15 protein-coding genes are annotated in these 12,496 nt (G+C 39.3%); 3 read left to right on the forward strand and 12 right to left on the reverse strand.

Annotated elements, in window-relative coordinates; genetic code table 11:
* The 6 genes from RQ763_RS04070 to RQ763_RS04095 all read right to left on the reverse strand — a co-directional run.
* Positions 1–201 (reverse strand): cyclic nucleotide-binding domain-containing protein (locus tag RQ763_RS04070; RefSeq protein WP_314151352.1); only part of this gene is annotated, 201 nt, incomplete at its 3' end.
* A gap of 10 nt (positions 202–211) precedes the next feature.
* Positions 212–1,642, reverse strand: a complete 1,431-nt coding sequence (mltF, locus tag RQ763_RS04075) for a membrane-bound lytic murein transglycosylase MltF (protein WP_314151353.1) — start codon at positions 1,640–1,642, stop codon at positions 212–214.
* A 23-nt stretch (positions 1,643–1,665) separates the two neighbouring features.
* Complete coding sequence (locus RQ763_RS04080; RefSeq protein WP_314151354.1) at positions 1,666–2,940, reverse strand: ArsS family sensor histidine kinase; 1,275 nt, start codon at positions 2,938–2,940, stop codon at positions 1,666–1,668.
* Positions 2,941–2,979: 39 nt separating this feature from the next.
* Positions 2,980–3,642 carry a response regulator transcription factor gene (locus tag RQ763_RS04085; protein ID WP_314151355.1) on the reverse strand — a complete coding sequence of 221 codons (663 nt, stop codon included), beginning with the start codon at positions 3,640–3,642 and terminating at the stop codon, positions 2,980–2,982.
* A gap of 52 nt (positions 3,643–3,694) precedes the next feature.
* Positions 3,695–5,833: a ferrous iron transport protein B gene (gene feoB, locus RQ763_RS04090; protein ID WP_314151356.1), complete on the reverse strand. Its 2,139-nt coding sequence runs from the start codon at positions 5,831–5,833 to the stop codon at positions 3,695–3,697.
* On the reverse strand, positions 5,830–6,069 hold the full coding sequence (locus tag RQ763_RS04095; RefSeq protein WP_314151357.1) for a FeoA family protein: 240 nt from the start codon (positions 6,067–6,069) through the stop codon (positions 5,830–5,832). Before RQ763_RS04095 ends, feoB begins: the two co-directional genes overlap by 4 nt.
* Before the next feature lie 359 nt (positions 6,070–6,428).
* Between RQ763_RS04095 and RQ763_RS04100 the strand changes: the two genes are divergently transcribed.
* On the forward strand, positions 6,429–6,986 hold the full coding sequence (locus RQ763_RS04100) for a CDP-alcohol phosphatidyltransferase family protein (RefSeq protein WP_314151358.1): 558 nt from the start codon (positions 6,429–6,431) through the stop codon (positions 6,984–6,986).
* A 29-nt stretch (positions 6,987–7,015) separates the two neighbouring features.
* Here the strand turns inward: RQ763_RS04100 and RQ763_RS04105 are convergent, their stop codons facing one another.
* Together RQ763_RS04105 and RQ763_RS04110 are read right to left on the reverse strand one after the other, a co-directional pair.
* Positions 7,016–7,399, reverse strand: coding sequence for a DoxX family protein (locus tag RQ763_RS04105; RefSeq protein WP_314151359.1), 384 nt, complete (start codon positions 7,397–7,399; stop codon positions 7,016–7,018).
* The gene (locus RQ763_RS04110; protein ID WP_314151360.1) at positions 7,389–7,595 is read right to left on the reverse strand and encodes a hypothetical protein; all 207 of its coding nucleotides are present in this window, start codon (positions 7,593–7,595) and stop codon (positions 7,389–7,391) included. The genes RQ763_RS04105 and RQ763_RS04110 overlap by 11 nt, the downstream gene beginning before the upstream one ends.
* 208 nt (positions 7,596–7,803) lie before the next feature.
* Between RQ763_RS04110 and RQ763_RS04115 the strand changes: the two genes are divergently transcribed.
* Positions 7,804–9,399 carry a DEAD/DEAH box helicase gene (locus tag RQ763_RS04115; protein WP_314151361.1) on the forward strand — a complete coding sequence of 532 codons (1,596 nt, stop codon included), beginning with the start codon at positions 7,804–7,806 and terminating at the stop codon, positions 9,397–9,399.
* A gap of 42 nt (positions 9,400–9,441) precedes the next feature.
* Here the strand turns inward: RQ763_RS04115 and RQ763_RS04120 are convergent, their stop codons facing one another.
* Positions 9,442–9,741, reverse strand: coding sequence for a monooxygenase (locus tag RQ763_RS04120; protein ID WP_314151362.1), 300 nt, complete (start codon positions 9,739–9,741; stop codon positions 9,442–9,444).
* A 106-nt stretch (positions 9,742–9,847) separates the two neighbouring features.
* On the opposite strand from RQ763_RS04120, the gene RQ763_RS04125 reads away from it, so the two are divergent.
* The gene (locus tag RQ763_RS04125) at positions 9,848–10,225 is read left to right on the forward strand and encodes an HIT family protein (protein WP_314151363.1); all 378 of its coding nucleotides are present in this window, start codon (positions 9,848–9,850) and stop codon (positions 10,223–10,225) included.
* A 127-nt stretch (positions 10,226–10,352) separates the two neighbouring features.
* On the opposite strand, the gene RQ763_RS04130 is transcribed toward RQ763_RS04125, so the two are convergent.
* From RQ763_RS04130 to rpmF, 3 genes are all read right to left on the reverse strand, one after another.
* Positions 10,353–11,354, reverse strand: a complete 1,002-nt coding sequence (locus RQ763_RS04130) for a beta-ketoacyl-ACP synthase III (RefSeq protein WP_314151364.1) — start codon at positions 11,352–11,354, stop codon at positions 10,353–10,355.
* The gene (plsX, locus tag RQ763_RS04135) at positions 11,354–12,352 is read right to left on the reverse strand and encodes a phosphate acyltransferase PlsX (protein ID WP_314151365.1); all 999 of its coding nucleotides are present in this window, start codon (positions 12,350–12,352) and stop codon (positions 11,354–11,356) included. Before plsX ends, RQ763_RS04130 begins: the two co-directional genes overlap by 1 nt.
* Before the next feature lie 3 nt (positions 12,353–12,355).
* Positions 12,356–12,496: 50S ribosomal protein L32 (gene rpmF / locus RQ763_RS04140; RefSeq protein WP_314151366.1), on the reverse strand; the 141-nt coding region annotated here is incomplete at its 5' end.

The raw sequence follows: 12,496 nt of genomic DNA on the forward strand, positions 1-12,496 counted from the left end.
ATAGTACAAAAGCACGCTTTGTCCATTTTCATGCTGTCTAATAACACGAACGCGCCCTTTAGTTAAAAACAAAATATCCTCACAAATATCACCTTGAGAATAGAGCTGCATGCCGGCAGGAATTTTCATAAAAGTCGCTACCTCCAACAACTCTTCTTTGCTCTTTTGCTCAAGCTTATCAAAAAAATCAAATGATTTCATACCGTTTTACTCATATTTCGTCGTTCTCCTCTTTGCTTAAAAGTAGTTCATAGCTGTTTTTTTGCAAAATATCTCTGTAGTCATATATAGAGTCAACATACCTCACAGGCTCACTTCCTCTTGCATATCCATGCTTTAAAGTCTTATAGTACTTTTTTTGCGCAAGCAGGGGAAGTACTTTTTTAAGGTCGCTCCAGACATTTTTATTTAGTCCCATTCTCTCTGAGAGTTTCTGAGCATCAAGAATATGCCCCAAGCCTACATTGTATGACGCAAGGGCAAACTTTAGCCGATCCTCGCCGCTCACTTCAGGAGGCACACGCTTTAGCAGCTCCTTTAAATGTTTTGCTCCACCCTCTATGCTCTGCTTCGGGTCAAGCCTGTTTTTAACTCCTACCATTCTTGCCGTAGATTGTGTAAGCATCATCAAGCCCCTGACTCCGGTATAGCTTTTCGCTTTTGGATTCCAGTGCGACTCCTGGTAAGATTGTGCGGCTAAGACCGTACATGGAATATCATACCTCTCCCCGTACTTCTCAAAAAGCTGTTTATATTTAGGAAGTCTAGTTTTTATTCTGTCATAAAAAGTCTTCGTGTTGTAGTAGTCAAAAAAGAGAGCAAAAGAGTAGTAGTGATCCTTTAAACGTGCCATCTCGCCGCTTTGGTTGAATCCGTTGAGCCAAGAGTACATGTCATCTTTTAACTCTTTTGAGTCCTGCGCCAATATCCATGCAAGCTGCTCTCGATTGCTGACCGAAAAGGCAAGTGCTATCTTTGGAAAATAGCGCTGATTTAGAGCATATATATTTGAATCTGCAATGGTGCAGTCTATCTCATTGATAGCCACTTTTGCCAAAAGCTCTTCTGTTGAGAATTCGGATGTATATGTAGCATTTATATCAAAACCGTCCTCCCGCAGGGACTCTATGGTCTCGCTGTAGCTAGTATCTTCTCCCACAACTATTCTTAGCCCCGCTAAATCCTCGATACTTTTTGGAAAGTGTCCCTGCCATAACATCCCTCTGTAGCAAACCACCTGTTGCTGTGCCTCGAAATATGATGGACCGAAGTTAAAGTTTTTCTCTTTGATTTTTGTTTTTGCCAAAGATGCGGAGACTATATGAATATTTGGATTTTTACTTAGCTCTAACGCCTCTTTTGTAGTGTTTGCAACCGTAATATTTAACTCAACACCCAAATATTGGGAATAGGCATCAAGAAGATCATACTCAAAGCCCTTAGGACCATCAGGACCTATATAGTAGGTAGAGGGGGAATTGAGCAGTGCCACGTTAAGAATTTTTTGCTCTTTTATCTCATCCAGTAGAGAGGGTGTTTTAACCCTGTGAATAGGCTTATACGCGGTATGCGAAAGCCATCCGAAAATGAAAAAAGATATAGCAAAAAACAGAAATATGCTTGACTTGAGATATTTATCCATTGCATTAGTTTACACTTAAAAGCTTATGCAAAAATAAAGCGGTTTGTACCATTCTCATACTCATGTGCAAGCACCTGTCTGTGGGCTTTTAAAATAGAATCTACAAGGTACAGACCCAGCCCAAAACTATTTTTTGCAGGGTTATCTTTTGTAAAGGGCTCTATATAATATTGAAGCGGATGTGCGATGCAATCTCCTTTGCTCTCAAAACACAACTCAGAGTTTTTTATTAATATTTTCACATGCGAATCGGTTGAATACTTTATACCGTTGTCTATCATATTTTTAATTGCCGTCGTATAGAGCCTGTAGTTTGCATTTATTTTATAAGCGGCATCCACATCGATTGTAATGCTATTTCTATCAATCATTGCCATATCAACCGCGCCATCTATAATATCAATAAGGCGATACTCTTTAAAGTCAGTTCTATCTCCAAGACTTGTCACCTCTTCTATAAGAGCAAACTCGTTAACCAAAGACTCCAAACGCCCGAAGATTGAGCTAAATCTATCTTTTTGCTTCTGAGACTCCAGCATTTGAGTAGCAATAGTTCCTTTTGCAATAGGGGTTTTGAGCTCATGCATTAAATTTCGCAAAAAGAGCGTTCGAGACTCCAAGATGATGTTAATCTTCTCTCTTGTCGCCTCAAGCTCGTTTGAGATCAGTGCTATCTCATCATACCCTTTGGTCTTAAAAGAGATATTCATATTTCCATCACCGTAAAGCGCAATCTTTTTTCTTAAGCGGATAAGCGGTCTTAACCTCTGCAGAATCAAAATAAAAGAGAATGAGATGATGAGCAGGATTGTCATATAGGAGTATGCGACACTCCAGTATCTATAGGGCTTTAACTCCTCATCTAAAATAAGAACTGAAGAGGTGGGTACGTTAATGTAAAAGTATATTTTTTTATTGAACTCAAGCATTGAAACGCTAAGATCTGTCACCGTTTTTTTGGTAAAAAATCCGCCTTGGGAAAAGGTCAAAGATGAGTTTACGCTCTGAAAATCTTTCTTTTTTAAAACTTTTGCGTTTTTAAGAATAGTCTTTATCGCCTCACTGTCTTTCTCTAGTACAAAGTTGTATACGGCAAGATTTGCCTCAAGCATAATCTGAGGATGCTGTTTCTGCTGGTGCTGTCGAAATATTTGGGTGATTGTGGCATGTTTTGTAAAGATCTGGTCTATGTAGTGCTGTTTGTTCAGGAGAAAAAATTCCCAAAACACCACACTCACACTCACTATGGTAACACTGAGTGCAAAGAGTACGGTTATTAAAACGGCATGCTGGCGCACTACTCTCTCTCCGACTTTGTAACAAGAGGAGAAAAATGGCTACTTAAGAAGCTTATAGCCAACGCCTCTTACCGACTCTATAAGAGATTTGTCTCCGAGTTTGTTTCTGATTCTGCCGACCATTACGTCAATACTTTTGTTTGAAGAGTCCTCGTTTATAGCATTTACGTTATGAATCAGATCTTCTCTTGAAACAACCAACCCCTGTTTTGCGATCATATAAGACAATATACCGAATTCCGCTTTTGTAAGGTCTATGTTTCTGCCCCTGTAGGTAATCATCATGGAAGAGGGATCACATTTGAAGTCGCTCTTTGACTCCTCTTTTTGCTGAGATTTTGCCTCATAACGTCGAAGCACGGAGTGAATTCTGGCTTCGAGCTCTCTTGGATCATAAGGCTTTGGAAGGTAGTCATCCGCTCCCAGCTCAAGCGCTTTTACTTTGTCCGTTACATCGCTTCTGGCAGAGGAGATAATGATAGGAATATCTTGTCTCTCGCGAATCGCTTCACAAACCTCTAATCCATCCATTCCAGGAAGTGTTAAGTCTAAAATAACTAGATCAAAAGGCTCCAACTTCAATATGCTTACTGCCTTAAACGGGTCATCTTCTGTGATAATCTCAAAGTCAAACTGCTGCAGATACTCCGTTAGTATCTCCGCTAATTCTAAATCATCTTCAATCATTAATATTTTTTTCATGTGAGAATTCTAACAGATATGCGCTAATAAGTAGTTAATATTGCGCAAATATTTAATGATATAGCATCGAAGTGACGTTAAACGCTATAAATGCCAGTGAATATGCCGCTATGGATGTGAAAACCAAAAGATAAAAGAAGTACTTTATACCTCCCGCTTCACGCGTAAAAACAACCGAAGCTGCCAGACATGGAAGATATATCATGACCACGACTATAAATGCGATGGCTGATGGAAATGAGATATTTTTTGAGATCATCTCTTTTAACGAGCCACTCTGCTCATCTACGTCCCCTCCCAGCGCATATAAAACGCCCAGTGTTGAGACGACAACCTCTTTTGCGGCAAGTCCTGTTTGAAGTGCCACGCTCATCTTCCAGTCAAACCCAAGCGGTGCAAAAACAGGCTCTGAAAACTTACCTATTTGACCAAGATAACTCTGCTCTAAATTAGCCTCTGCAAAACTGTTTTCAAGAACCCTCACCTCATCCTCATCTATTGCTTTTTCAATCTTAAGAGCATACTTTTCCTCAAGCGCTTGATTGTGCGGATAGTTGCTTAAAAACCAGATAAGTATTGATGCAGCGGCGATAAAAGTACCCGCTTTTTTTAGATACATAAGAGTCTTTGTAACGACCGTATGCCAGATGAGTTTGAGTGAAGGAAGTCTATACTTTGGCATCTCCATAACGAACGGTTCATCTATGCCTTTAAAAGCAGTTAGTTTCAGTATTTTAGCCGCAAAAAGACCAAGCATGGCGCCTGTTATATAGATGGCAAAGAGAATATTTCCAGCCATAGATTCGGAGAAAAATGCACCCGCAAAAAGAACATATACAGGGAGCCTAGCACCGCAGCTCATAAATCCTATGATAAAAAGCGTTAGTAGTCTGTCGCGGTCATTCTTTAAAATCCTCGCCGACATGTAGGCAGGAATCGAGCAACCAAAACCGGTTACAAGCGGGATAAATGACTGCCCATGAAGACCGAATTTGTGGAAAAATCCATCAAGCAAAAACGCAACTCTTGACATGTAGCCGGTACTCTCCAAAAGCGCAATACCGACAAAAAGTATGGCAATATTCGGGACAAACAGAACAACTGCGCCGACTCCCGAGATAATTCCATCAACCACAAGAGAGCGGACATCATCATTTGCTATGGTCGCTCCGACTGCATCCCCAAACCAAACAAAAAAAGCATCTATCCACTCCATGGGAATGGAGCCTATCTCAAATGTAAGCTGAAAAAGTGCCCACATAAAAAAGAGAAATATCGGTATGCCAAATATGTGATGAATCAGTACCGAGTCAATCCTGTCGGTAAGAGTTTTTGATTGTATCTCTTTATCCTGCTTTAAAACTTCCGCAACGACTCCACGGTTAAAAGAGACATACTCTTCGGCAAAGGCCTCTTTTATATCACCTGTATCATGATGAAGCTCTATATGTTTTGCCGCTTCTATTAAAATAGGCTGCAGCTCTGTCCAGATGGGTTCGTCGTGAAGTTGCGCATAGGTCTTTTTATCGTTTTTGAGCAGATTTATTGCGATATTTCTGTAGGAATTTTCATCTTTATATTTATGTTTTGCCAAGTAATCAGCGATTATAGCTATCTCTTCTTCAACCGCTTCGCTAAATATAAGTTTATACTCCATGCTTTGAGCTTCATACTCCACTATCATGGCTTCAATAAGTTCAGCGATACCCTCTTTTGTTGCGGCGGAGACTTTTATGCAGGAAAATCCTAGAAGTTCGGACATATACATGCTCTCTATCTCAATCCCCTCTTTTCGCGCTTCATCGCTCATGTTTAGAGCAACCAGCATCTTTTTGCCGATACTCATAAGTTCTGCGGTAAGTTGGAGGTTTTTTTGTAAATTTGTAGAATCGACTACATTGATGATAAGGTCATAATCTTGACTCAAAAGATACTCACTTGTCACTCTCTCTTCGATAGAGTAGTCGCTCAAAGCATAAGTTCCAGGCAAATCTACTACGGTAAAATGATAATCCTTATAATCAAATAGAACTTCGCTTTTCTCAACGGTAACTCCAGTAAAATTTCCTACATGCAGATGAGCATTTGAGATAGAGTTGATAAGCATACTCTTGCCTACATTTGGCTGACCGACCAATGCAATCTTGATATGTTTTGCCGTTATCGGACAACTTTTTACCGCTGTTTTCATATTTTTTCAACCTCAATCTGATCGGCTTCTTTGGCGCGAAGCGCTATTCTCATCTTGCCGACTTTTATCTCTATGGTGCTTTTTGAAGGAGCATACTCCAAAATCTCAACAACAGCATCTTTCATAATCCCAAAAGAGATAAATCTTCTTTTGAGTTCTGCGTCTGCATTTAATTTAACAACTCTTACTATGCACGATTTTTTACACTCGCTTAGTCTTTTTGTTTTATTTGGCACAGCCTACTCTTTTTTTAGTTTTTGTAATGATAATAGATATCATGTTAATCGCCTATTAATTTAAAAATTGTACATAAGTAAAAGATGTAAGTTCTTTTTGATTACCTATGTTGCACAAAAATTAAAATCGCTGATACTCTGCAAGTTTATAAGCAGAGTAGATAGCTCTTATCTTCCCTGTAATCTTTATATTTTCCAACATCTATTTAAAGTCATAGGCTACAGACACTTCATAAGTTTGCATATTTCCACCCGTCACAATAATGCTTGCAATCACAAGTTGAAACTTACTCTTTTTTTAAACTACTTTTTTCTCTTTTTTGTTTGCTATAATTTTACTATTACATAAAAGGGACTTAATGAAATTTCTATTTATAAACCAATCCCATTTCAATTTGGCAAATATGTTTACCTTTGCAAATATTACGGCTGGGCTTTTAGCTACCTACTTTATTACGCAAAATAATTTTTTTGCAGCTATAGTTTTAACATGGGCAGGGGGAGCTTTTGATATTTTTGACGGTAAGATTGCCAGGAAATACAATCTATCTAATGAATTTGGAGTTCAGCTTGATAGCTTTGCCGACTTTTTAAGCTTTGTTCTTGTACCGGTATTTCTGATATTTCAAGCGGTCTACATTCAACACTTCTCAGCTATAGAACTTTTAATGGCAGCGATTATAAGCATCTACTATGTTATTTCAGGGCTTAGAAGACTTATCCAGTTTAACATCAATGCGGATGCCGGCGAAGTAAGCAAATACTTTACAGGTGTGCCTACTCCGTTGGGTGCCATTTTACTCTGGCTTGTCTATTTGGGTTCGACTTATGGGTTTGTATCGTCCTATATGGTACTTGGCGCTATGATACTTATAGGCTGGAGCCTGAACTCCAAAATCAAAGTGCCACACCCTTAGAGTTAGCACGAAAGAGTTCTTGCAGAACTCTATTTAGTATTTAGTGCGTACCTTCCGCTTCCAAACATAAAAATCAGAATCGACATTATAAGATACAAAAATGGCAGCTCAAAAACCGGTGCTCCATGTTTGCCTAGGCTAAAGAGTGAATTTGAGTATGCTAAGAATATTGCAAACACCATGTTAAGCGCCAAAAACAGAGACGCAACTCTGGCGTAAGCTCCAAGCAAAATCAAAATCGGGATCACAATTTCGCCTACATATACGCCATAAGCCATAAATTCGGGAAGTCCGGAGGCAGTAGTGAGATATTTTACACCGCCTATACCGTTTATGATTTTATCGACTCCATGAAAGAGCATCATAATTCCTACGCTTAGCCTCAAGATGAGTTTTGCTATGTCATTTGTCATTTTTTTCCTCACTCAATTTTCTAAATCTGCAGCCACCAACCAAAATTACCTTGCCTGTTTTTATAGCCTCTTTTATATAGTTAAGCGTGCCTTTTGGGTCTGCATCTCCAACCTCCTCTTCTATTATCTTAAGAAGGTCATCCTCATTTGTTGTTCTCCATGTTTTTTCATAACTGTATTGTGTCTGTATTTTCATAAAGAGTATAATATCCAAAATTTAAAAAATTTACGATTTGCAGAGTATATCTAGCTGCTTTTTACACAGTATAAACTTAAGTAATCAGTTGTATTATTTATTTAAATCAAAAACACAATATTTTTGGGTATAATTCGGGAAATATTTTAGGGGAAGGTGCCTTGTCATTAGTGACATGCTTGTATCATCTCCTATCCAAAGGAAAATGATGCAAGAAAATGCACAAACACAACCAGAAAAAGAGGCAATCACATTTGATGATTTAGGACTAAAAAGAGAGATACTTCAAAGTGTCAAAGATGCGGGTTTTACAATCCCTAGTCCTATTCAAGCTGCGGCGATACCATTTATACTACAAGGTCGCGATATAGTCGGTCAAGCACATACAGGTACGGGTAAAACAGCAGCATTCGGTCTTCCAGCACTTAACAACATAGACCCAAGAAGCGGAGTTAGCATCCTTGTTATCACTCCAACTCGCGAACTTGCAACTCAAGTTAGTGATGAACTTTTTAAATACGGTAGAAACATAGGCGCTAAAACAGTTACAGTTTATGGCGGTAGCTCTTACAACAGACAAATCGACCTTATACAAAGAGGCGCAAGCGTTGTTGTAGCAACTCCGGGAAGACTTCTTGACATTCTTAAGAAGAATCTATTAAAAGATTTCGCTCCAAGCATTGTCGTTCTTGATGAAGCAGATGAGATGCTTGACATGGGATTTTTAGATGATATTAACGAAATATTCTCTTACCTTCCTTCAAACCGTCAAACACTTCTATTTTCGGCTACTATGCCAAAACCTATCAAGCTTCTTGCTGAGAGAATTTTGGACAATCCTGAGTTTATTAGTATCACACAGGGCGAAACTACAAATGCAGATATTAACCAAGAGTACTATGTAATTGAAGAGTCTGAGAGAGATGATGCAATCATCCGTCTTATGGACTCTGAAGAGTGTAAGAAAGCGATTGTTTTTTGTAGAACAAAAAGCGAAGTTGACAGACTCTCAAACGTACTCTCAAGTGCGGGATATTTAGCAAATGGCCTACATGGAGATATGGAGCAGCGCCAGCGTGAAACCGTAATCAAAGGTTTCAAAAACAACAATGTAAATGTTTTAGTTGCTACAGATGTTGCCGCTCGCGGTATCCACGTAGATAACATCTCGCATGTTTTCAACTACCATATCCCTTTTGACCCTGAGTCTTACGTTCATAGAATCGGAAGAACAGGCCGTGCAGGAACAAAAGGAAAAGCAATCACGCTTTTAACTCCTCTAGAGTTTAAAGAGCTTCAACGAATAAAAGCAAAAGTTGGAACTACTATGACGCATGCTTATGTTCCAAGCAAGAATGACTTAAGAGCAATAAATCTAAAGTCAATCGTTACAAATATAGAAGATCAAAAAATCTACGATGAAGCACATCAAATTCTTGATCTACTAAAGCAAGATATAGATGAAGAGACAATTATGTTTAAGCTTGTCTCTATGATCTTGGACAAACAGACTATTGCCGGTCCAAATATTATCGGTATTCCTGCTGATAAACTGGCTGCGATACTAGAGAGAGCTGCCAACAGAAGAGATACAAAAGGTGGACGCGGTGGTTTCCGTGGAAACAGAAGCCGTTCAAGCGGAAGCGGAGATAGAAATCGTTCTGGAAGTGGCGATAGACCACGTTCAAGCGAAGGCGGAGACAGAAGCTCTCGTCCAAGCGGCGGCGGTTACCGTGGAAACAGCTCTAGCGGTGAGAGAAGTCGTCCAAGCGGAGATAGAAACCGCACAAGAACTAGAGACTAAAACTACAAACAAGCCCGAGATAATTTTCGGGCTTCTTCTGCTCTACAGCGGTGCTTTCGTAATTGCTGAGAGTTTTTCATTAACCCCAAAAATCTTTGCTCTAATATCTGTTACACCGAAGCTCTCGAGTCTTTTTGTATGCATATCAAGATATCTCTGTAAATCAGGCAGATTTTCAAACATATATACCCCACCCGCCTCTTTTGTCTCTTTATTCTCAGTCCATATTTTCCAGATCAAACCGTTCTCTTTAGCAATAGAGTATGCCAGATCTTTAAATCCCTCTGCCATCTCATCACCTGTTGGACCGTTGTATGGAAAATCTATCTGTAAAAGCAGCACTGTAAATCCTTTTTTTTAAAAGGTTAGCAAATTTATGCAAAAATTGCTCTAAATAAAGCGAGAGCGCTGCAGATAAATCTGATATAATTTGCCAAAAAGAGAAAATATGATTGTTTATGAAGATAGTGAGCTCTTTATAGAAAAAGAGCCGAGCGAAATACCGTGGCTCAAAATTTTTACAAAAGAGCCATACAGAGAGCTAGGCGATGTTCCAAAAGAGTTGCGCACCAGACTTTGGGAAGTTTATGACATAATAGAGCGTGAAATGAGAGAGTACTACAACCCTAAAAAAATCAATATGGCGTCCTTTGCAAATATGCTCCCGCGCGTTCATATACATGTTATGGCAAGATTTGAGAATGACAGCTATTTTCCAAACCCGATGTGGGGAGAGAAACTAAGAGAAGCAAATCTGCATCTTCCTGATGAAGAGGAGTTTTTTAAAATAGTTAAAAGGGCTTTAGAAAATAAAAGAATTGTATAAAGTCTTTTAATAATTAAAATTCTCTATTTTGTCATAGTTCGAGGCGAAGTTTTGTTTTATTGAGGAGCATACTTAAAGTATGTGACGAAAGAAAACCAAATTTCAACGAAGAAATCTGGCAAAAGAGTTATTTTTTAAATGGTGCAAAAGGAACGAGTGCGCTCCCCCATGTAAGTCCGCCGCCAAAAGCATCGAGCAACATCAGCTCTCCAGCTTGGAGTCTTCCGCTCTCGTAAATATCATTTATTGCCATCGGTATAGAAGCGCCTGAAGTATTTCCATACTTCTCAACTGTAAGCACAACCTGCTCATCTTTAAGCTTTAGGGCATCGCCTACGGCTTTTATAATTCTATAGTTGGCTTGGTGCGGTACAAAGTGCTTAATATCAGAACTTTGAATACTGTTCTCTCTAAGTATGTCGATAACATCTTTTGTAAGAGTTTTAACCGCAACCTTAAAAGTCTCATTTCCCCTCATCTGCATAAAACAGCTTGTAGCTTCCTGCTCGAGAGCATCGTGCGCGGAGCCGCTTCCGCCGTTTGGCGTCATTAAGAGATCTGCAAACTCTCCGTCTGAACCTGTATGAATATCTATGATTGCTTCTTCTTTGTTCTCTGTCGCACTTATAACCGCAGCACCGGCACCATCACCAAAAAGGATACATGTACCTCTGTCGCTATAGTCTGTAATAGCTGAGAGTTTTTCTGCGCCTATGATAAGAATATTTTTTTTCATACCTGACTCAATAAACGCTTTTGCAATCGAGAGAATATAGACAAATCCTGTACATGCAGCAGAGATATCAAAAGCCGTAATATTTCCAAGACCCAATTTTGTGCTTATAATAGTAGCTGTTGATGGCATACAGAAGTAGTCAGGCGAGATGGTAGCGCAGACAATCATATCTATTTCGCTCTTCTTTAAACCGCTTCTCTCAATGGCAAGCTTAGCGGCTTTGGCACCCATGTCGCTGGTAAACTCATCAGCTGCGGCGATATGTCTCTCTTTTATGCCTGTTCGTTTTGTTATCCACTCATCTGAAGTATCTACCATTTTTGACAGCTCTTCGTTTGAGAGAATCTTGCTAGGAACATAAGCACCTATAGAGCGAAATGCCGCATATGCCATTAAACTTCCTTGTTTTTCAGTGCTTCAAGTCTTTGAACTATATGCCCGTTAACACCGGTATCAACATAGTTTATAGCTTGAAAGATTGCATTTTTTATAGCTTTTGGAGTACTTTTTCCATGGCTAACTATAACACAACCTTGAATACCGATAAGCGGAGCTCCGCCTATCTCTTCATAACTCATCTGCTTCTTTAAGAGTTTAAATACTTTTCTCATAAGAAGAGCCCCAGTAATTGCAATTGGCGATTTTCTAATATACTCTTTTATAAGTCCGCTAATCGTTGATGCAACGCCCTCAGATGCTTTTAGCACCAAGTTTCCGATAAAACCATCACATACGATAACGTCGCAAGTTGCGTTGAAAATATCACTACCCTCAACGTTTCCTTTAAATCCCTTGTAACCATCAAGCAGTTTAAAGGCTGCCTTTGTGACATCGTTGCCCTTGCTCTTCTCTTCTCCGTTTGCTAAAAGACCGATTGATGGAGTTGATACTTTAAACATATCCTCTGCATAGCATCCGCCCATCACAGCAAACTGAAGCAGATGTTCGGCTTTAGAGTCGACATTTGCTCCGACATCTAGTATTACAGATTTTCTGCTGCTTTTTGTAGGCATTAAAGCCACAAGTGCAGGTCTTAATACACCTTTTAAACGACCGAGTCTAAGAGTAGCCAAAGTCATGGTAGCCCCGCTATGTCCAGCGGAAACAACACCCTGTGCTTCACCATTTTTTACCAGCTCAATAGCTTTGTAGATAGAGCTCTCTTTTCTTTTTACAGCATCTGTTGCGGCGTCATCCATAGATATAACGTCATCAGCTTCAACTATAGAAATCTTATCTCTATAACGTTTTGGTAACAGAGGTAAAATTTCTGATTTTTTACCTACAAGAATAGGAACAAAAAGTTTATACTTAAGAGCTTGTATGCAGCCCTCTACAATTGGCTTGGGACCAAAGTCCCCGCCCATTGCATCAATAGCAATCTTTATCATTTACTATTTATACTCACCGGTTGTTGGGTTGATGTGGTGTGGAAGTTTGTATGTTCCATCTTTATCTTTAACAGGCTTAGCTAAAGTAATTTTGTAATGAGTTCTTCTCTTACGCTTTCTCTGCTTTGAAATTCTACTTTTTGG

The organism is Sulfurimonas sp., from assembly GCF_032250635.1.
Lineage (GTDB): Bacteria > Campylobacterota > Campylobacteria > Campylobacterales > Sulfurimonadaceae > Sulfurimonas.

What these genes read in the sequence shown, in the direction of transcription:
- RQ763_RS04100 (WP_314151358.1), top strand. Translation starts at nt 6,429, where the DNA reads ATGAAATTTCTATTTATAAACCAATCCCATTTCAATTTGGCAAATATG.
- RQ763_RS04085 (WP_314151355.1), bottom strand. Translation starts at nt 3,642, where the DNA reads ATGAAAAAAATATTAATGATTGAAGATGATTTAGAATTAGCGGAGATA.
- mltF (WP_314151353.1), bottom strand. Translation starts at nt 1,642, where the DNA reads ATGGATAAATATCTCAAGTCAAGCATATTTCTGTTTTTTGCTATATCT.
- RQ763_RS04110 (WP_314151360.1), bottom strand. Translation starts at nt 7,595, where the DNA reads ATGAAAATACAGACACAATACAGTTATGAAAAAACATGGAGAACAACA.
- RQ763_RS04125 (WP_314151363.1), top strand. Translation starts at nt 9,848, where the DNA reads ATGATTGTTTATGAAGATAGTGAGCTCTTTATAGAAAAAGAGCCGAGC.
- RQ763_RS04115 (WP_314151361.1), top strand. Translation starts at nt 7,804, where the DNA reads ATGCAAGAAAATGCACAAACACAACCAGAAAAAGAGGCAATCACATTT.
- RQ763_RS04105 (WP_314151359.1), bottom strand. Translation starts at nt 7,399, where the DNA reads ATGACAAATGACATAGCAAAACTCATCTTGAGGCTAAGCGTAGGAATT.
- plsX (WP_314151365.1), bottom strand. Translation starts at nt 12,352, where the DNA reads ATGATAAAGATTGCTATTGATGCAATGGGCGGGGACTTTGGTCCCAAG.
- feoB (WP_314151356.1), bottom strand. Translation starts at nt 5,833, where the DNA reads ATGAAAACAGCGGTAAAAAGTTGTCCGATAACGGCAAAACATATCAAG.
- RQ763_RS04130 (WP_314151364.1), bottom strand. Translation starts at nt 11,354, where the DNA reads ATGGCATATGCGGCATTTCGCTCTATAGGTGCTTATGTTCCTAGCAAG.